We start from the raw sequence: 17732 nt of genomic DNA, 5'->3' as shown, positions 1-17732 counted from the left end.
GCCATGTCCCGACTCACCCTGCATACACTCGATAGCGCGCCGGCCGACAGCCAGGCCTTCGTGGCGAAAGCCATCGCCAACAACGGCTTCCTGCCGAACCTGATCGGCGTGCTGGCCAACGCCCCCGTGGCGCTGGAGACCTACATGACGGTGGCCGGCATCAACGGCCGCGCCAGCCTGACGCTGGCCGAGCGCGAAGTGGTGCAGATCACGGCGGCGCGCATCCATGGTTGCGACTTCTGCGTGGCCGGCCACACGGCGGTGGCGCTGAAGAAGGCCGGCCAGCCGGCCGAGCTGGTGCGCGCCCTGCAAAGCGGCGCCGACACCGGCGACGCCAAGCTGGACGCGGTGGCCCACTTCGCCACGGCCGTCATCGCGCGGCGCGGCGCGGTCGACGACGCCGAACTGCAGGCCTTCCTGGCCGCCGGCTACAACCAGCAGCAGGCGCTGGAGGTGGTGCTGGGCATCAGCCTGGCCACGTTGTGCAACTTCGCCAACAGCCTGGCCGGCACGCCGGTCAATCCGGAGTTGACCCCCTACCTGCCGGGCGCGATCTAACATGGCCGCCCTCAACGACTGGCTGCGCGAACACGCCGAGGCGCTCGATCAATCGCAGGACCAGGCCGACGCCGTCATGCCGCAGCTGGCGGCCGGCGGCCGCTTCCGTGTCGGCGTGCCGACCGAGCTGGGCGGCGACGGCGGCGACGTGCGCGACGCCATCCGCGCCATCGCCGAGGTGGCCGAGCAGTCGGTCACGGCGGCCTTCGTCTACTGGGGCCAGCGCACCTTCATCGAATACCTGCTGCACAGCCCCAACGCGGCGCTGCGCGAGCGCCTGCTGCCGGCGCTGCTGGACGGCCGCCTGGCCGGCGCCACCGGCCTGTCGAACGCAATGAAGTTCCTGTCCGGGATGGAGCCGCTGCAGATCAACGCCGAGGTGGAGCAGGGCGGTTGGCGGCTCGACGGCCAGCTGGCCTGGGTCACCAACCTGCATCCAGCCCACTTCGTCGTCGCGGCGGCGGTCGCGCCGAGCGACGCTGCGCCGCCGGTCATCGTGGTGTTCGACAGCGAAGCGGCCGGCGTGCAGCGCGGCGCCAACCTGGAGCTGATCGCCCTGCGCGGCAGCCATACCGCCGCCGTCAAGTTGACGCGCGTGGCGGCCGGGCCGGAACACGTCATCAGCGCCGACGCGGCGAACTGGCTGCCACGGGTGCGGCCGGCCTTCCTCGGCATGCAGTGCGGCATGTCGATCGGCCTGGCCCGCGCCAGTCTGGCGCAGGCGGCCGGCGTGGCCGGCAGCGGCCGTGGTCCGCTGGGCGAGCGCATCGCGGCGGCGCGCCTGGCGCTGGACCAGCAGGTCGAGACGCTGCTCGACGGCGTGGCGACGGGCCGCTTCGTCAGCCACCCGGCCGAGATGTTCCGCCTGCGCATAGCGCTGGCCGGTTCGGTGCAGGAGGCCTTGATGCTCGAGCTGCAGGCGCGCGGCGGCCTGGCCTACCTCGAACAGCACCAGCAGGGCTTCGGCCGCCGCTGGCGCGAGTCGGCCTTCATCCCGGTGATCACCCCCAGCCTGACGCAGTTGCAGGCGGCGCTGGCCAAGCAGGCGGCAGAGCAGGCGGCGGAGCGGGTGGCAGAGCGGGCGGCAGGGCAGGCATGAGCGAGGCGACTTTGAGCGGCACGCGGCCGGACGGTGCGCAGCCGGGCGGCGGCGGCAGGTCCGGCAAGAGCCTCGGCGAAAACCTCGGCGAACAGCCCGGCGACTGCGCCCTGCGCGCCGAGGCGCTGCGCTTCGCCTACCCGGGCCGCGCGCCGACCTTCGAGGACATCTCGCTGTCGATCCGGCCGCGCGAGATCGTCTGCCTGTTGGGCGGCAGCGGCTGCGGCAAGTCGACCCTGCTGCGCGTGCTGGCCGGCCTGCAGGCGCCGTCCTCCGGCGCCATCAGCTTCCTCGGCGCGCCGCTGCGCGAGCCGAGCCCGCGCAGCGCGCTGGTGTTCCAGCAGGCCAGCCTGCTGCCCTGGCTGACCGTGGCCGGCAACGTCGGCTTCGGCCTGGACTTCGCGCGCCAGCCGGCCATCGCGCGCGCCGCGCACGCCGAGCGCGTGCAGCAGGCCATCGCCGCCGTCGGCCTGGCCGGCAGCGAGCGGCGCTATCCGGCGGCGCTGTCGGGCGGCATGGCGCAGCGCGTCGCGCTGGCCCGCGCGCTGGCGCGCCAGCCCGAGCTGCTGTTCGCCGACGAGCCGTTCTCCGCGCTCGACGCCATCACCCGCGCCGAAATGCAGACCCTGCTGGTCGAGGTGGTGCACCAGTGGCACAGCGCGGTGCTGCTGGTCACCCACGACATCGACGAGGCCATTTTGGTGGCCGACCGCATCGTGCTGATGGGCGGCCAGCCCGGCCGCATCGTGCGCGAATGGCAGGTCGACCTGCCGCATCCGCGCCTGGCCCACGCCGCCGCCATCGGCGCGCTGCGGCTGGAGATCCTGGCGGCGCTGCTCGACGAGCGCGCCGGCGCCTGAAGCACCCGATTCCAATTTTGAGAAAGTACACCATGACCGACACCACCGCCCGCAATCCCTACCACGTCTGCGCCTCGTCCGACTGCGACTGCGGCATGACGCGGCGCGACTTCCTGCGCATGTCCGCGCTGACGGCGGCCGGCGCGGCCTCGCCGCTGCTGTTCGCCGGCGACGCCATGGCGCAGCAGGGTCCCAAGGGCGACGACCAGCCGGTCAAGATCGGCTACCTGCCGATCACCGACGCCACCCCGCTGCTGGTGGCGCACGCCCGCAAGCTGTTCGAGGCCGAGGGCCTGCAGACCGAGACGCCGCGCCTGTTCCGCAGCTGGGCGCAGATCATCGAGGCCTTCGTCTCCGGCCAGGTGAACGTGATCCACCTGCTGTCGCCGGCCACCATCTCGGTGCGCTACGGCGCCAAGTTCCCGGCCAAGGTGGTGGCCTGGAACCACATCAACGGTTCGGCGCTGACCGTGGCCAAGGACATCAACCGCGTGCAGGACCTGGGCGGGCGCACCGTCGCCATCCCGTTCTGGTACTCGATCCACAACGTGCTGCTGCAGCAGATCCTGGCCAAGAACGGCCTGAGCGTGGTCAGCAAGGGCCGCGAGGGCAGCATCGGCGCCAAGGAGGTCAACCTGGTGGTGCTGGCGCCGGCCGAGATGGTCTCGGCGCTGGCCAGCAAGTCGATCGCCGGCTTCATCGTCGCCGAGCCGTTCAACGCCCTGGCCGAGACGGCCGGCGTGGGCCAGGTGCTGCGCTTCTCCGGCGACGCCTGGAAGAACCACGCCTGCTGCGTCACCTTCCTGTCCGAGCGCGACATCAACACCCGGCCGGAATGGGCGCAGCGCGTCACCACCGCCATCGTCAAGGCGCAGCTGTGGACCCGCTCCAACCAGATCGACACGGCGCGCCTGCTGTCGAGCGGCGACCCGCACCGCTACACGCCGCACAACCTGCAGGTGCTGTCGAAGGTGCTGGCGGTGAGCGACTTCAGCGCCTACGAGCAGCGTGGCATCGTCGCCCACAAGGAGTGGGGCCAGCGCCGCATCGACTTCCAGCCCTACCCCTTCCCGTCCTACACCGAGCAGATGGTGCGGGCGCTGCAGACCACCCGGTTGGAGGGCGACACCGGCTTCCTGCAAAAGCTCGACCCGGCCTTCGTCGCGCGCGACCTGGTCGACGACCGCTTCGTGCGCAAGGCCATCGACGCGGTCGGCGGCCCGGCCGTGTTCGGCCTGCCGGCCAAGCTGCTGCGCAGCGAAACCGTGGCGGTCTAGTCGATGACGGTCAGCTTGAAACTGCGCCTGGCGCTGCCCTTGCTCGGCTTCGGCGTGGCGCTGCTGTTGTGGCAGTTCGGCGTCGCCGCGCTGCAGCGCGACACGCCGATCGCCGCCGCCTTCGCGCCGCTGGACGCGGCCGAGGCGCTGCTGCGCCTGCTGCAGGGGCCGGACATCTGGCGCGATGTCGGCCTGAGCCTGCGCCGGGTCGGCGTCGGCCTGGCCGTGGCGATGCTGCTCGGCGTGCCGCTCGGCGTGCTGGTGGGCAGCTCGAAGCGCTTCGCCGCCGCCGCCATGCCGCTGTTCCAGCTGCTGCGCATGGTCTCGCCGCTGTCGTGGATGCCGCTGGCGGTGATGACCCTGGGCGTCGGCGACGCGCCGGTCTACTTCCTGCTGGCCTTCGCCGCCGTCTGGCCGATCCTGCTCAACACCGCCGCCGGCGTCGCCCGGCTCGACCCGAACTGGCTGCTGCTGGCGCGCAGCCTGTCGGCGACGCGGCGCGAAACCATCGTCCACGTGATCCTGCCCGGCATCACCGCCGAGGTGCTGACCGGCGTGCGGCTGGCCATCGGCATCATCTGGATCGTGCTGGTGCCGGCCGAGATGCTGGGCGTCTCGGCCGGGCTCGGCTACTTCATCCTCGATGCGCGCGACCGCCTGGCCTATTCCGAGCTGATGGCGGCCATCGTGCTGATCGGCGTGCTCGGCTTCGCGCTCGACTACCTGGCGCGCGCCGCCCACGCCCGCTGGCTGCACACGCCGTCGGGCGGCTGAGTCCGGTGGCCCGCAGCGCCGGGTGAAAAATCGCGAGACTTGTCCGCCGGAAACAGCGCATACTTGGCGGAGGGGGGGAGGGCGCCGCCGTCCCCGCCGCCGTCCCGCCCGGCCAGCCTGTGGCCCCGCCGCCGGGACGTGATCGCAATCCGGTTTCGAAAGACGTCAAATGAATCACCCTTCCCTTGAGTCGGCCCCGCTGCGTGGACTGCTCCGGCGTCCCGTCATGCTGCTCGCCTGCAGCTTTATCGTTTTGGTGTGCCTGTCCCTGGTGGCCGTCCAAGTGTGGCAAACCATGCACAGCCGCGCCGTGCAACTGCGCCAGGCGGAGCGGGCCAGCGCCAACCTGGCCAACGCCGTCGCCCAGCACGCCTACGACACGCTGAAGGAGGCCGACACGGTCCTGGTCGGCCTGGTCGACCGCATGGAGCATGGTGACGCGAGCGACGTGGAGCTGGCCCACCTGCGCGACTTTTTGGTGTTGCGCACCGGCGAGCTGCCGCAGCTTCAGGATATTTTCATATTCGACGCGGCCGGGCGTTGGCGGCTCAATTTGCAGCCGACGCCGTTGGCGAACCAGGACAGCTCGGCGCGGGAATACTTCCGCTACCACCGCGACCACGCCGACCGCGGCGCCCACATCGGCCCGCCGATACGCAGCAAGGCCAGCGGCAAATGGGTGGTCACGGTGTCGCGCCGGCTGAACCGGGCCGACGGCGGTTTCGCCGGCGTGGTGCTGGCGGCGATAGACATGCAGTACTTTCTCCAGTTCTACCAGCGCTTCGACATCGGCCGCGCCGGCGCCATCTTCGTCGCCTCGGACACCGGCGTCGTGCTGATGCGCCGGCCGTTCGAGGAAATGGCGCTGGGGCGCGACATTTCCAAACTGCCGCTGTTCAGCCACTACCTGCCCAAGGCGGCCAACGACACCATCGTGCTGACCTCGGGGCAGGACGGCGTGACGCGCATCAACAGCTACCGGCGCATGCAGCAGTATCCGCTGGTCGTCTCGGCCGCGCTGGCGCAGGACGAGGTGCTGGCCGAGTGGCGCGCCGATGCCTATCTGCGCGGCGCCGTGGTCGGCGTTCTACTGCTGGGCCTGGGATGGCTGGGCGGCCGCCTGCTCAAGCAGATCCGCCTGCGCATCGAGGCCGAGGCGGAGCTGTTGCTGGCGCGCCACTCGCTGGAAAAGCTCAACCATACCCTGGAGGAGATGGCCATGCAGGACGGCCTGACCGGGCTGGCGAACCGGCGCCGCTTCGACGCCGCCTTGAGCGAGGAGTTCAGCCGCGCCAGCCGCGAGGGCGGCGCGCTGGCCCTGGTCATGATCGACGTCGACCACTTCAAGCTGTACAACGACAGCTATGGCCACGCGGCCGGCGACGAGTGTTTGCGGGCGATCGGCAGGGCGGTCGGCAAGGGGCCGCGGCGGCCCGGCGATGTGGTGGCGCGCTACGGCGGCGAGGAGATGGTGCTGCTGCTGCCGGGCACGGACATGCAGGGCGCGCTGCTCGTCGCGGAGAAGGTCCGCGGGGCGGTCGAGGGGCTGCGGCTGAGCCACGCCGGCAACGCCGGCGGCGTCGTCACCGTCAGTGCCGGCGTCGAGGCCTTCGATCCGGTGACGCGCGACAGGTGCCCGCTGGAATTGATCGAGGCGGCCGACCGGGCCATGTACCGGGCCAAGGAGGAGGGGCGCAACCGGGTCTGCGCCTGCGGCGGGGCGGTGGCGCGGACCGGCTAGCGCCGGGGCCGCCTGTGGCGCCTGTGGGTATTGCGCAACTATGTCGCGCGAGACGGGGCGGGGCGGCGGGGAATTGGCGGCGCACAATTGACGCGGTGCATGCTGACTGTTTTATAATGTTATCGATGTGAAAATGATGTTTTGTCATTGTTCCGCGCCGATATCTTATTCAATCCCATCCCACGAGGCCTCCCATGCACCTGCTTGCCTCCCTCCCGTCCGCCGGCGCCGCCGCGCTGTTGCTGCTCAGCGCGCCGTGCGCCCACGCCAGCATCGTCGCCTACGATTTCAGCGCGACCGTCAGCGAACTGACCTACTACGCCCACACCTCGCCGAGCGGCCCCGGCCCCGGCGTCTCGCTCGGCTCGTCCGACTACGCCGGCGCCCTGGTCAGCAAGGGCGACCAGGTGCGCGGCCACTTCTTCTACGATACCGAGCTGGGCCAGTTTCTCGGCGCGCCGCCGGCCCAGCCCGGCGCCGAGTCGGCCCTGTACGGCGGCCCCGGCTACGCCAACACCATGGCCGGCGTCGACTACTCGATCGGCAACGGCGGCGTGCGCTTCAAGTCGGTCGACACGCCGGTGGTGTCGGTCATCAACAACCCGCATGTCGACGTGGTGCACATCGTCGCGCTGACGCGCGACGGACAGTCGGGCCTGGGGCAGGAGGTGGGCATCGACTTCATCGACATGCGGCATATCGCCTTCAACTCGATCGCCTTGCCGGGCGAGATCAAGGCCTCGGACTACTCCATCATGGGTGTCTACAACAGCTTCACCTACGCCTCGCGCGACGACAGCCTGTACGTGGGGATGAAGATCGACAGCCTGACCCCGTCGATACCCGGCCCCGGCCCCGGCCCGACGCCGCCGGTGCCCGAGCCGGAAAGCTATGCGATGCTGCTGGCCGGCCTGGGTCTGCTGGGCGTGCTGGCGCGGCGCCGCGCCGGCGCCGCGCGCGCCTGAGGCGGACGGTCGGTCCGCCAATTCCCATCCACCTCCAGCCATTTCGATCGCCCATGTCTACTCAAACAGAAAAAGCCGCGCGTTTCGTCGCGCTGCACCAGCAGTGTTTCATCACCCCCAATCCTTGGGACCTGGGCTCGGCCCGTTTGTTGGAGGCGATGGGCTTTCAGGCGTTGGCCACCAGTAGCGCCGGCCTGGCCTGGTCGCGCGGCGGCGCCGACATGAGCGTGGCGCGCCCGGCGATGATGGCCTACCTGCGCGAGTTGTGCGCGGCGACCACGCTGCCGGTCAGCGCCGACCTGCAGAACGGCTACGGCGACGCGCCCGACGTCGTGCACGGCTGCGTCGCCGAGGCGGCGGCCTGCGGCGTGGTCGGCGCCTCGATCGAGGACGTCGGCGGCGACGGCGCGGCGATCCTCGACATCGGCCTGGCCGTCGAGCGCATCCACGCCGCCGCGCAGGCGGCCCGCGCGCTGGACTTCCCGTTCACGCTGACGGCGCGCGCCGAGAACTACCTGTACGGCAAGCCGGACCTGGACGACACCATCCGCCGGCTGCAGGCCTACCAGGAGGCCGGCGCCGACGTGCTGTTCGCGCCCGGCCTGAGCAAGGCGGCCGACATCCGCGCCGTCGCCGCCGCGCTGCAGCGGCCCTTGAACGTGATGATGGGGCTGCCGAACATGCAGCTGACGCTGCGCCAGCTCGAGGAGCTCGGCGTGCGCCGGGTCAGCGTCGGCGGCTCGCTGGCCAAGGCCGCCTACGACGCGCTGACGCGGGCCGGGCGCGAAATGCTGGAGCGCGGCAGCTTCGACTACGCGCAGACCGCGCTGAGCTCGGGCGATATCAACACCATTCTGGCCCGGCCGTAGCGGCCCGGCGGCGCCGTCCGTGGCGGCCCCGCTGCACACGCCGGCGGCAGCGCTGCGGTAAAAACGCGCAGCGCTGCTTTCCCCTTCCTAAACAAGGGCTTAGCGCCAAGGGCGCGGCCTTGTTAACAAGCTTATCCACAGTTTGTGTGCGTAACCGTGTGGGGGGCCGCGTTCCCGATCAGCTTGTCGGAAAAACTGCCAGTCGCGCCGCGCCGCGTCCGCCTCCCGCCGCAATCCCCATAGTCTTCAAGAGCTTGCCGGCGGTGGCGTCGATTTTGCTTGTCTCTTCGCGCAAGGCCCGGCCGCGCCACCACCGCGGCCGGTGCTTGCGGCGTTCCGGTGTTTTTCCACCGGCATTTCGAACCACGAGGAGACAAGACCATGAAGATGCTAGACAAGCCGTGTTGTGGACTAAGGGGAACGGCGCGCCGGCGCTGGCGCGCGCTGCTGGTGCTGCTGGCGTCCGCGCTGCTGCTGGGCGGCACGGCCAGGGCGGCCGAGTCGGGCCGTTACATCGAGCTGCTCAGCGGCGCCGGCCATGCCGACGGCACCGGCTGGCAAGCCAGTCCGGACGGCGTCGGCGGCTGGATTCCCGCCTACGCGCCTTACCCGAATCCGACCACCATGCCCAACCCGCGCCTGAACTCGCTGGGCGTGCACGGCGACCTGATGTGGTACTGGCCCGGCCCCGGCACGCCGGGGGCCGGCAGTCCGCCCACCGCCGCCCACTTCCGCTACATGCTGGACATCCCGCCGGGCGGCCTGAGCCAGTTGATCGCGCTGGTGGCGGCCGACGACGAGATGACGTTGAAGGTCAATGGCACGGTGATCGGCAGCTATCGGCTCGGCGACCATCAGCAGCCCAACACCCAGCCCATCGTGGTGCCGATGGATCTGACCCCCGCGCTGCACGAGGGCAGCAACGAGATCCTCATCGACGCGCTCGACACCGGCAGCTACCATTGGGTCTTCTTCGACCCCTACAACATCTTCGCCCCGCCCACCCAGGTGCTGGGACCGACCTTCGCCGGCGCGGCCAGCCTGATCGGCGACCGCGACGATTTCCACGGCGGCGACGCCGTCGACAGCGCGCCGAAATCGACCCATGTGCAGGACATTCTGGCGGTGTTCGCCGCTTCGACGGGAGAGGGGCCGGGCATCGACATGGATGTGGCGGCGACCAACGCGCCGGTCGGCATGACGCACAGTTTCACACTGCCGGCCGGCGCCATCGTCACCTCGGCCGGCGTGGTCGCGCGCGTCAAGATGACCGGCGACAACGTCGGCAACGACATCATCTACTACAACGACAGCACGGCGACGGTGAACGGTCCCTCCAGCAACGTGGTCGCGCTGTTCGACCTGTTGGGTACCGAGCCGCAGTTCGGCCAGACCTACCTGCTGAACCTGAACCTGGCCAAGCTGCCGCTGCGCGCCAGCAACCCCGGCGCCACCGTCTTCGGGCCGCCCGACAGCGTGCTCAGCCTGCTGCCGATGTTGCAGGCGCAGCAGCACCTGGACCTGGTGTTCGCCGACGACACGATGGTCGACTTCTCCGAGTTGACCGTCACCTACACTATGCCCGGCATGCCGGCCGGCGACCTGAACGGCGACGGCGCCGTCGACAGCGCCGACGTCGACATCATCCTGACCGGCTTGAACACGGCCGCCAGCGGCGCGTCCGATCCGCGCGACCTCGACCACGACGGCCGCATCACCATCCTCGACGTGCGCAAACTGGTGGCCGGTTGCAGCAAGCCGCGCTGCGCCAGGTGAGGCGGCGCGCCTGTCCCGGCCGGCGACGGCCGGTTTTCTCAATTCGCGGGAGAGCTGATCATGAAGAAGATATGCTGTGCGGCCATGCTGTGGCTGCTGACCCTGGCCTGGCTGCCGTCGGCGCGGGCCTTGTCCATCACGCTGGACCCCCGGGGCGGCTTCCAGGTCGCGCCGGGCGGCACGCTGCTGCTCGACATCAACATCGACGGCCTGCGCTCGGGCGGCCTGAACACCGAGCTGGGCGCCTTCCAGTTCGACCTGTTGTTCGACCCGACCCTGTTCCAGTTCGTCGCCGGCTTGCCGTCGGCCTTCGGCTCCGGGCTGGGCGTGGTGGGCGACCCCGGCTCGGCGCTGGGGTTCGTCGACCTGGTGGCGCCCGGCCAGCTGCACCTGGCCGAGGTGTCGTTGTTGGACGGCGCCACCTTGCGCGCCATGCAGGGTGACGCCTTCCTGCTCGGCACGCTGGCCTTCAACGTGACGATGCCGCCGCCGCCCGTGCCGCCCGACACCATCATCGTCGCCGACGACATCTTGCTCGGCGACGCCGCCGGCGACCGCATCCTCGGCCTCGCCAACGTCAACCCGCAGGTGATACTGCAGGTCGACGAGCCGGGCACGCTGGCCGCGCTCGCCCTGGGGCTGGCGGCGATGGCCGGGGTGCGGCGGCGCGGCCACGGCGCGGCGCCGCGCCGCATCATGGCGCCGTGGCGCCCCGGCGCGGTTTGACGGGGCGGATGCGCCGAAGGCCGCATTGCTGCGGCCCGGCCCGGCGAGCCCATCGCGGTGATCGCCGGCCGGCTTTAGGCCAGCGCCTGCCACAGCGCGCGCGGCACACCGGGCCGGTAGTCGTTGCCGCTAGCGTAATAGATTTGTTCCAGGTCGCCATGGTAGCCGTTGGCGATGGCGGTGGCGGCCTTGGCGGTCCGGCCGCTGCGCGAGTAGTGGACGACGAGACAGCGCTTCATGGACTCCCGCCAAACGGATGCGGCGCGGCGGCGCGCCAGTCACACAGGATAGGACGGCCCGGTCGGCGGTTTTGTTCCCGCGCCGGCCGGCGCCGGCCCCCGCCGCGCCCGGCTACTGCGCCGGCGCTTGATCCAGATCAGCGTCGCGCCCGGACGGAGGAGGGGAGGCAGGTGGGGTGTACTGGTCAAAACACCGGCACAATGTCACCGTTTATCTGGTTGATTGTACCGGTACTGTATTGGTTTTGTCGATTAGCATGGGTCTTCACTCACAGGAGATCCCATGTCGACCATCGTTCGCCAGTATCGCATTCGCGCCGCCGTCGCGGCCCGCGCCGCCACCGCCACCATCATCGGCGCCGTCGCGCCACGGCAGGGAGGCGCGCCATGGACGCCTTGATGCCGCTGATCCCCCTGATGTCCTTCGCCTTCGTCTCGTCGATCACGCCGGGACCGAACAACATCATGCTGACCTCGTCGGGCATCTGGTTCGGTTTCCGCCGCTCGATCCCGCACATGCTCGGCATCACCATCGGCTTCGGCGTGCTGCTCGGCATCTGCGCCGCCGGCATCGGCGCGCTGGTGATGGCGCTGCCGGCGCTGCAAATCGCGCTGAAGGTGGCCGGCTCCGGCTATTTGCTGTACCTGGCCTGGCAGTTGCGCAGCATGAATTTCGACCGCCAGGTCGAGGCGGCACACCGGCCGATGGGCTTCATGGCGGCGGCCGCCTTCCAGTTCTGCAATCCCAAGGCCTGGGTCATGGCGATCACCGGCGGCGCGGCCTTCCTGCCGCAGAATCTGCCGGTGGCGCTGGCCATTTTGCTGTATTGCACGGTGTTCTGCGCGGTCAATCTGCCCTGCATTTCAGTGTGGGCCGGCGCCGGCGCCTTGCTGCGCAGGTTCCTCGCCGATCCTCTGTGGCAAAAGGTGTTTTGCGCCGTGATGGTGGCGCTGACCGCGTATTCGGCCCTGGCGATCTGGTTGTGATGTTGGCGGCGTAGCGGGTATCGATCGGCGACGCCGCCGGATGGCGTGGCGGCCCTGATTTGGCGGGTGGCGCTAGTACGGCGCTAGACCGCAATCGCCGTCTTACTGCGGCAAGGTTGAATGAGGGACTCCACCGGGATTCCCAAGCCTTGGTGTAGGCGCCGTATCATCGCCAGTGTCAGCGGCCGAACGCCATTGAGCACGTCATCGACGCGACTCAACGCGCCTATCATCGGTACCAGGTCTTTTGGCGTCAGGCCTTTTTGGTCCATGCAAAACTTAATTGCTTCGACGGGATCGGCGAACTCGAGCGGGAAATGGCGCGTTTCGTATGCTTCTACCAAGATGGCGAGTACGTCGAGTCGATCGCCTTCTGCGGTTCCCCATTCCGCCGACATCAAGGACTGCACCTCTTTGAGTGCCGCCTCGTAGTCATCTTTGTTACGGATAGGACTGATGTTCATAATTGATTCCGCTAAACGTTCTGGGCATCGGCGTATTGAAAACCTAGTCTCGATTTTGGAGAGTGTCAACGTTGTGTCGACTACCTCTGTCCCTACTGTTTGTGTCTGCACAAAAAAGAGAACTTGTTTGCTGGCCTTGCACTCAACGCTCGTCGTGCAGTTTGAAGTGCTGCCATTCCTTGCCTTGGTATTTCAGCAGGATTTGCTCGATGGCGCCGTCGCGGGCCATCTCTTGCAGCGTTTTTTGCAGGGCCGCCGCCCGGTCGCGTTGGGGCGACTTTTTGCCGATGAAGAGGTGGTTGGCGACGTTCCCGAACAGGAAGACCGACGGGTCGAGCAGCTGCTCCTGGTGTTGTTTCTTGAGCTGGAACAACAGTACCAACATATTGCCGGCGATGACGTTGGCGCGGCCCTGCACGAACATGCCGACCATCTGGTCGTAGGTGGTCACGCGGTATTTGTAGAGGCGCTCGTCGAGCTCAAACGGGGCGCCGAACGGCGTGCTGCCGAGGAACAGCACGGTGCGCGCCTTGACCAGGTCGTCGTAGCGCCGCAGCGGCGTGCCGGCCCGGCCCAGGGCCACCAGCCTGGCCACGTCGGTGACACCGGCGTCGATGGCGACGGCGTCGCTGTTGGGCGCGGCAAACATGATCGCGCCGTCGATGTTGCCGACCTCCAACTCGACCAGCATCCTGGCCTTGGGCATGATGTGGATGTCCATGGCGACGCCGCTGCGCCTGGACAGTTCGCGCAGGATGTCGTGGTGCAGGCCGGCCGGCGCGCCCTGGTCGTTGAAAAAGCCCAGCGGCTCGGATTGGATGATGCCCACGGCCATGGGCGCACCCTGCGCCGGCGCGCACAGGCACACGCCGGCCGCCAGCAGCGCCAGCAGTTGCCGTCGGCGCCAATGTGGTGCGGCGCGGGCGTGGCAGGCTAGCATTGGTGACAGGATTGACGCATTTCAGGCGGCGAGGGGATGGCGGAGGGTTTTCATAGCCGGTGTCCCTTATGCAAATTCACGCAAAAGACGAAGCCACCGCTGTGCCCGCCGGCGCGGCGCTTGCTGCGCCATGGCCGGGGCATGTCATCGATGGTGGTGGTGCGGGCCGGCCGGCGAGGCTGGCGCCGCATCCTGCAAGTCTAATTGCATGACGGACAGATAGCTATCGGAATCGGCGAAAACCCCGAGTCGGCGTGCGCGCCGGCCTCAGATGGCCACGTAGCGTCCGGGTTGGTGGTTGATGGCGATGGTCAGGTTGAGCACCAGGGCGCCCAGCAGCGACATGGCGATGGCGCTGGGCGAGATCAGCGGGATCGACAGCGCCGTGATGGTGCCGTCGAGCGCCAGTTGCACATAGCCGGCGCGCCAGCCGTAGCGTTCCTGCAGGTACAGCACCAGCACGTTGACGCCGCCCAGGCTGGCGCGGTGGCGGAACAGGATCAGCAGGCCGACGCCGGCCAGCAGGCCGCCCATGACGGCGGCGTAGGCGGGGTTGATCTGGTCGATTTTGAAGGCCAGCGGCAGCAGCTCCGACCACAGCGAGAGCAGCAGCACCGAGCAGAAGGTCTTGAGGGTGAAGACCCAGCCGAGTTTCTTCCAGGCCAGCAGGTAGAACGGGATGTTGATCAGGAAGAACAGCTTGCCGAAGCTGACGCCGCTGGCGTAGTGCAACAGGAAGGCGATGCCGACGGTGCCGCCGGTGATCAGGCTGGCCTTGCCCAGCAGCGCCAATCCCAGCGAGATCAGCAGCGTGCCGGCGACCAGCGCCTGTATATCGTCGAACAGGGTGTGCGGGGCGGCGGACGGGGCGGCGGGCGGGACGGTGGCTTCAGTTTCCATCGCGCCACTATAATCCCGCCGAGTGCGCGGCGGCAATGCTCACCTTGGATGATTGCCTCGCTCGTTCATTTGTGTACTAATTCCCCCGCCACCCGCTTTCCATGCCCCGTCAAGGCCACACCAGCGACAGGGCGATGCCCCACATGGTGGCGGCGATCAGGCCGTCGAGCACGCGCCAGGCGTGGGGCAGGGCGAACAGCGGCGCCAACAGGCGGGCGCCCAGGCCGAGGCAGGAAAACCACAGCAGCGAGGCGCTCATGGCGCCGGCGGCGAAGACGTAGCGCCCCGTCTCGCCGGGCTGTTGCGCGCCGATGGCGCCGAGCAGCACCACGGTGTCGAGCCAGGCGTGGGGATTGAGCAGGCTCAGCGCCAGCGCCGTGCGCAGGGCCGGGCCGCGCCGGGTCAATGCCGCCGAGGCCGGGCCCGGCGCGGCGGCCGGTGCTTTGGCCGATACGGCAAGCGGTGCGGGTGCCGATACGGCGGCGCCGCTCGGGGCGGTGGCGAAGGTGGCGGCGCCCGGCGCCAACGGATCAAGGCCGCTCGGCCGCCAGGCGGCCCAGACGGCGCGCCGGCCGTATTCGAACAGGAACAGGGCGCCGGCGACGCGGATCAGCCCCAGCAGCGCGGCGTTGCTGGCCACCACGCGGCCGACGCTGCTCACGCCCAGGCCGATCAGCAATATGTCGCAGCCCATGCAGACGGCGGCGCACAGCAGCACGTGGCGGCCCTGCAAACCCTGCTTGAGCAGGAAGGCGTTCTGCGCGCCGATGGCGATGATCAGGCTGCCGCCCAGGCCGATTCCCTTGAAAAACACACTGCTCAACATGACGTCCCCTTGGTTTGACAGGACGCCAGCATAATCAGCCGGGGTGGATTAGTATAATGAATGATATTCACCATTCATTCAAAAAACTAATGAGCGCCATCGATTATCGCGGCCTGGCCGCGCTCGACGCCGTGGTCGGCAGCGGCAGTTTCGAACGGGCGGCGGTCCAGCTGTCGATCAGCCAGCCGGCCGTGTCGCACCGGCTGCGCGCGCTGGAGGAGGCGGTCGGCGCGCTGCTGGTGGTGCGCAGCCAGCCGCCGCGGGCCACCGAGCGCGGCCTGCGCCTGATCGCCCACTACCGCCAGGTGCAGCTGCTCGAATCGGCGCTGGAGACGGCGCCGGCGGCGGCGCGGGCGCTGCCGCAGTTCGCCATCGCCGTCAACGCCGACAGCGCCGCCACCTGGCTGCCCGAGGCGCTGGCGCCGCTGCTGACGCCGACCAGCTGCCTGATCGACGTGCGCATCGCCGACCAGGACCACACCCTGCGCCAGTTGCGCGAGGGCCGCGTGGTGGCCTGCGTCACCAGCTCGGCCGAGGCGGTGGCCGGCACCGTGATGACGCCGCTGGGCGTGATGCGCTACCACTGCGTCGCCGCGCCGGCCTTCGCCGCCCGCTGGTTCGCCGACGGCTTGAGCGCCGAGGCGGCGGCGCGCGCGCCGGCGCTGGTGTTCGACCAGCACGACGCGCTGCACCGCAACTATCTGCGCCAGCAGCTGGGCTGGGACGGCGCCTTTCCGCAGCACGCCTTCGGCACCTCGGAGGGCGTGGTGCGCATGATCGAGGCCGGCCACGCCTATGGCATGCTGCCCGCGCAGCAGGCCGGCGCGGCGCTGGCCGCCGGCACGCTGCTCGACCTGACGCCGGGCGCCCACTTCGACGTGGCGCTGGCCTGGCACTGCTGGAACGTGCAAACGGCGCTGACGCGCGCCCTCAGCGACAGCGTGGTGGCGACGGCGGCGCGCTGGCTGCTGCCGCCCTGAGGCGGCGCGAAGCCCTGTCGCGGCAAGCCCGCTGCAATCCGGCTGCATCGGCGCGTGGCGCCCGCAGCGTTCGTTTGAGCGGCGGCAAATTGTCGCGCGGCAATTGACGCACAATGGACCTTCCCGCCGGCCCCGGCGGCCGCCAGCAGGAGCCGCCATGACGCCACACTACGCCCCCGGACTGTTCGACCGCCTGCTCGACGACCAGCCGCACGCCGCCACGCGCGGCGGCCGCGCCGGCTGGACGCTGGAGCAGTTGAAGGACGCCGTGGCGCGCGATCTGGAGGCGCTGCTCAACACCCGTGCCGCGCTGCCGGCCGGGCTGCTCGAAGCCTATCCCGAGGTCGGCAACTCGATCGTCAACTACGGCCTGATCGACTTCGCCGGCATGTGCCTGACCAGCAGCGAGGACCAGAAGCTGATCTGCGCGGCGGTGCAGCGCGCCATCGAGCGGCATGAGCCGAGGCTGAGCGCCGTCAGCGCCTCGCTGCGCGTGCGCGGCACGTGCGTCAACCGGGTCGACTTCCTGATCTCGGCGCGCTTGAAGGTGGATGCGGCGGCCGAGCTGGTGCGCTTCGACGCCGTGCTCAAGCCGTCCACGCAGCAGTACGCGATCCGCCAGCTTGGCCACGCCGAGCAGGACACTTCGTCCTGATCGCCGTTGCGCAACTGGCGGGCGATCTGCTCATACATCGAGGTGACGTTCTTGCGCACCAGCGGCGCGTTGGCGGGGATGACTGCGTTCATGGTGGCGGCTTCCGGGAGGGCCGAAATGGCGATGTGGGCGTGCCGCGATTGTTCCCGATCCGGCCGCTTCGCGCGCCCAATCAATTCGAATATGGATATGCAAAAGGCTTCGTTTTGAATTTCAAATTTAATACGTAGCATGACAAGTTGACACCCCGCCAAGGCAGCGCCGGCCGGGCTCCGAACGCAGTTCAGACTTGATCGGCACACCATGTCCACTCAGCAGATGGCCCAGTTATCCGTCGACGGCGTCGACTTCGCCTACCCCAACGGCCACGCCGTGTTCCGCGACTTTTCGCTGCATGTGCAAGCGGGCGAATTCGTCGCGCTGCTCGGCCCCTCCGGCTGCGGCAAGAGCACCTTGCTCAACCTGTTGTCCGGCTTCCAGCAGCCGCAACGCGGCAGCGTCGCCATCAACGGCGTGGCCGTCACGCCGGAGGCGCCGGAGCTGGGCTATGTGTTCCAGTCGCCGCAGCTGTTCCCCTGGCTGAACGCGCTCGACAACGTGCGCTTCGGGCTGCGCATGGCCAAGCGCCTCGGCGCCGCCGAGCAGCGCGAGCGGGCGCGCCACTATTTGGAGCTGGTCGGCTTGGGCGACGCCGCGCACAAGCTGCCGTACCAGCTGTCCGGCGGCATGCAGCAGCGCGTCGCGCTGGCGCGCACGCTGGTGATGGAGCCGACCCTGCTGCTGATGGACGAACCCTTCGCCGCGCTCGACGCCATCTCGCGCAGCAGCATGAACGAGGAGACGCTGCGCCTGTGGTCGGCGCTGGGCCAGACGGTGGTGTTCATCACCCACGACATCGACGAGGCGGTGTTCCTGGCCGACCGCGTGGTGGTGCTGGGCGGCGCGCCGGAGGGCATCCGCAGCGAGCTGGCCATCGACTTGCCGCGTCCGCGCAGCCAGCGCGCCACGCGCAAGCTGCCGCGCTTCCACCAGTACAGCAGCGCGCTGATGGACTGCATCGCCGACGCCGCCGAGGCTTGAGCCGTTTCCGCCCCCC

19 protein-coding genes are annotated in these 17732 nt (G+C 69.3%); 14 read left to right on the top strand and 5 right to left on the bottom strand.

Annotation, left to right across the window (positions count from 1 at the left end):
* Positions 1-3 precede the first annotated feature (3 nt).
* The 10 genes from BM252_RS09680 to BM252_RS09635 all read left to right on the top strand — a co-directional run bounded on the left by BM252_RS09680 (position 4) and on the right by BM252_RS09635 (position 10645).
* Positions 4-558 (top strand): carboxymuconolactone decarboxylase family protein, encoded by a 555-nt coding sequence (locus BM252_RS09680; protein ID WP_093386868.1) that lies wholly within the window; start codon positions 4-6, stop codon positions 556-558.
* A gap of 1 nt (position 559) precedes the next feature.
* Positions 560-1657 (top strand): acyl-CoA dehydrogenase family protein, encoded by a 1098-nt coding sequence (locus tag BM252_RS09675; protein ID WP_093386865.1) that lies wholly within the window; start codon positions 560-562, stop codon positions 1655-1657.
* A complete protein-coding gene (locus tag BM252_RS09670) occupies positions 1654-2517 on the top strand; it encodes an ABC transporter ATP-binding protein (protein WP_093386862.1) in 864 nt (287 codons plus the stop codon). Before BM252_RS09675 ends, BM252_RS09670 begins: the two co-directional genes overlap by 4 nt.
* A gap of 32 nt (positions 2518-2549) precedes the next feature.
* Positions 2550-3794: an ABC transporter substrate-binding protein gene (locus BM252_RS09665; protein ID WP_093386860.1), complete on the top strand. Its 1245-nt coding sequence runs from the start codon at positions 2550-2552 to the stop codon at positions 3792-3794.
* A gap of 15 nt (positions 3795-3809) precedes the next feature.
* Positions 3810-4568, top strand: coding sequence for an ABC transporter permease (locus tag BM252_RS09660; RefSeq protein ID WP_425442284.1), 759 nt, complete (start codon positions 3810-3812; stop codon positions 4566-4568).
* A 226-nt stretch (positions 4569-4794) separates the two neighbouring features.
* On the top strand, positions 4795-6309 hold the full coding sequence (locus BM252_RS09655) for a sensor domain-containing diguanylate cyclase (RefSeq protein ID WP_093386856.1): 1515 nt from the start codon (positions 4795-4797) through the stop codon (positions 6307-6309).
* Positions 6310-6503: 194 nt separating this feature from the next.
* Positions 6504-7274 carry a PEP-CTERM sorting domain-containing protein gene (locus BM252_RS31620; protein WP_245774176.1) on the top strand — a complete coding sequence of 257 codons (771 nt, stop codon included), beginning with the start codon at positions 6504-6506 and terminating at the stop codon, positions 7272-7274.
* Positions 7275-7327: 53 nt separating this feature from the next.
* Positions 7328-8143: an isocitrate lyase/PEP mutase family protein gene (locus tag BM252_RS09645; protein ID WP_093386853.1), complete on the top strand. Its 816-nt coding sequence runs from the start codon at positions 7328-7330 to the stop codon at positions 8141-8143.
* A gap of 381 nt (positions 8144-8524) precedes the next feature.
* Positions 8525-9919 carry a dockerin type I repeat-containing protein gene (locus BM252_RS09640; protein WP_139236380.1) on the top strand — a complete coding sequence of 465 codons (1395 nt, stop codon included), beginning with the start codon at positions 8525-8527 and terminating at the stop codon, positions 9917-9919.
* Positions 9920-9979: 60 nt separating this feature from the next.
* On the top strand, positions 9980-10645 hold the full coding sequence (locus BM252_RS09635) for a cohesin domain-containing protein (RefSeq protein WP_139236378.1): 666 nt from the start codon (positions 9980-9982) through the stop codon (positions 10643-10645).
* Between the two features lie 74 nt (positions 10646-10719).
* Here BM252_RS09635 and BM252_RS30910 read toward each other — a convergent pair whose 3' ends face one another.
* Entirely contained in the window at positions 10720-10884 is a 165-nt protein-coding gene (locus tag BM252_RS30910) for an NADPH-dependent FMN reductase family protein (protein ID WP_174900471.1), read from the bottom strand.
* Between the two features lie 387 nt (positions 10885-11271).
* Here BM252_RS30910 and BM252_RS09630 point away from each other — a divergent pair, with 387 nt between their 5' ends.
* A complete protein-coding gene (locus tag BM252_RS09630; protein ID WP_245774175.1) occupies positions 11272-11871 on the top strand; it encodes a LysE family translocator in 600 nt (199 codons plus the stop codon).
* Positions 11872-11954: 83 nt separating this feature from the next.
* Here BM252_RS09630 and BM252_RS09625 read toward each other — a convergent pair whose 3' ends face one another.
* From BM252_RS09625 to BM252_RS09610, 4 genes are all read right to left on the bottom strand, one after another.
* Complete coding sequence (locus tag BM252_RS09625) at positions 11955-12335, bottom strand: helix-turn-helix domain-containing protein (protein WP_093386846.1); 381 nt, start codon at positions 12333-12335, stop codon at positions 11955-11957.
* Positions 12336-12477: 142 nt separating this feature from the next.
* Positions 12478-13275, bottom strand: a complete 798-nt coding sequence (locus BM252_RS09620) for a substrate-binding periplasmic protein (protein WP_093386843.1) — start codon at positions 13273-13275, stop codon at positions 12478-12480.
* A 267-nt stretch (positions 13276-13542) separates the two neighbouring features.
* A complete protein-coding gene (locus tag BM252_RS09615) occupies positions 13543-14175 on the bottom strand; it encodes a DUF6198 family protein (protein ID WP_093386841.1) in 633 nt (210 codons plus the stop codon).
* Between the two features lie 109 nt (positions 14176-14284).
* Positions 14285-15001, bottom strand: coding sequence for a LysE/ArgO family amino acid transporter (locus BM252_RS09610; RefSeq protein WP_174900470.1), 717 nt, complete (start codon positions 14999-15001; stop codon positions 14285-14287).
* An 89-nt stretch (positions 15002-15090) separates the two neighbouring features.
* On the opposite strand from BM252_RS09610, the gene BM252_RS09605 reads away from it, so the two are divergent.
* From BM252_RS09605 to BM252_RS09590, 3 genes are all read left to right on the top strand, one after another.
* The gene (locus BM252_RS09605; RefSeq protein WP_093386838.1) at positions 15091-15981 is read left to right on the top strand and encodes an ArgP/LysG family DNA-binding transcriptional regulator; all 891 of its coding nucleotides are present in this window, start codon (positions 15091-15093) and stop codon (positions 15979-15981) included.
* Positions 15982-16138: 157 nt separating this feature from the next.
* On the top strand, positions 16139-16636 hold the full coding sequence (gene tssE, locus BM252_RS09600; protein WP_093386836.1) for a type VI secretion system baseplate subunit TssE: 498 nt from the start codon (positions 16139-16141) through the stop codon (positions 16634-16636).
* A gap of 303 nt (positions 16637-16939) precedes the next feature.
* Entirely contained in the window at positions 16940-17716 is a 777-nt protein-coding gene (locus BM252_RS09590; protein ID WP_093386831.1) for an ABC transporter ATP-binding protein, read from the top strand.
* Positions 17717-17732: the final 16 nt, after the last annotated feature.

It is taken from the genome of Rugamonas rubra, assembly GCF_900114705.1.
GTDB classification, from domain to species: Bacteria; Pseudomonadota; Gammaproteobacteria; order Burkholderiales; family Burkholderiaceae_D; genus Rugamonas; species Rugamonas rubra.
Note: the sequence above shows the minus strand (reverse complement) of the source record. Positions and strands in the feature narration are given on the sequence as shown.

Bases quoted from the DNA above. Each gene is read 5' to 3' on its own strand.
- BM252_RS09605 (WP_093386838.1), top strand. From the start codon at position 15,091: ATGAGCGCCATCGATTATCGCGGCCTGGCCGCGCTCGACGCCGTGGTC.
- BM252_RS09590 (WP_093386831.1), top strand. From the start codon at position 16,940: ATGTCCACTCAGCAGATGGCCCAGTTATCCGTCGACGGCGTCGACTTC.
- BM252_RS09640 (WP_139236380.1), top strand. From the start codon at position 8,525: ATGAAGATGCTAGACAAGCCGTGTTGTGGACTAAGGGGAACGGCGCGC.
- BM252_RS30910 (WP_174900471.1), bottom strand. From the start codon at position 10,884: ATGAAGCGCTGTCTCGTCGTCCACTACTCGCGCAGCGGCCGGACCGCC.
- BM252_RS09630 (WP_245774175.1), top strand. From the start codon at position 11,272: ATGGACGCCTTGATGCCGCTGATCCCCCTGATGTCCTTCGCCTTCGTC.
- BM252_RS09645 (WP_093386853.1), top strand. From the start codon at position 7,328: ATGTCTACTCAAACAGAAAAAGCCGCGCGTTTCGTCGCGCTGCACCAG.
- tssE (WP_093386836.1), top strand. From the start codon at position 16,139: ATGACGCCACACTACGCCCCCGGACTGTTCGACCGCCTGCTCGACGAC.
- BM252_RS31620 (WP_245774176.1), top strand. From the start codon at position 6,504: ATGCACCTGCTTGCCTCCCTCCCGTCCGCCGGCGCCGCCGCGCTGTTG.
- BM252_RS09680 (WP_093386868.1), top strand. From the start codon at position 4: ATGTCCCGACTCACCCTGCATACACTCGATAGCGCGCCGGCCGACAGC.
- BM252_RS09620 (WP_093386843.1), bottom strand. From the start codon at position 13,275: ATGCTAGCCTGCCACGCCCGCGCCGCACCACATTGGCGCCGACGGCAA.
- BM252_RS09610 (WP_174900470.1), bottom strand. From the start codon at position 15,001: ATGTTGAGCAGTGTGTTTTTCAAGGGAATCGGCCTGGGCGGCAGCCTG.
- BM252_RS09635 (WP_139236378.1), top strand. From the start codon at position 9,980: ATGAAGAAGATATGCTGTGCGGCCATGCTGTGGCTGCTGACCCTGGCC.
- BM252_RS09625 (WP_093386846.1), bottom strand. From the start codon at position 12,335: ATGAACATCAGTCCTATCCGTAACAAAGATGACTACGAGGCGGCACTC.
- BM252_RS09675 (WP_093386865.1), top strand. From the start codon at position 560: ATGGCCGCCCTCAACGACTGGCTGCGCGAACACGCCGAGGCGCTCGAT.
- BM252_RS09615 (WP_093386841.1), bottom strand. From the start codon at position 14,175: ATGGAAACTGAAGCCACCGTCCCGCCCGCCGCCCCGTCCGCCGCCCCG.
- BM252_RS09665 (WP_093386860.1), top strand. From the start codon at position 2,550: ATGACCGACACCACCGCCCGCAATCCCTACCACGTCTGCGCCTCGTCC.
- BM252_RS09670 (WP_093386862.1), top strand. From the start codon at position 1,654: ATGAGCGAGGCGACTTTGAGCGGCACGCGGCCGGACGGTGCGCAGCCG.
- BM252_RS09655 (WP_093386856.1), top strand. From the start codon at position 4,795: ATGCTGCTCGCCTGCAGCTTTATCGTTTTGGTGTGCCTGTCCCTGGTG.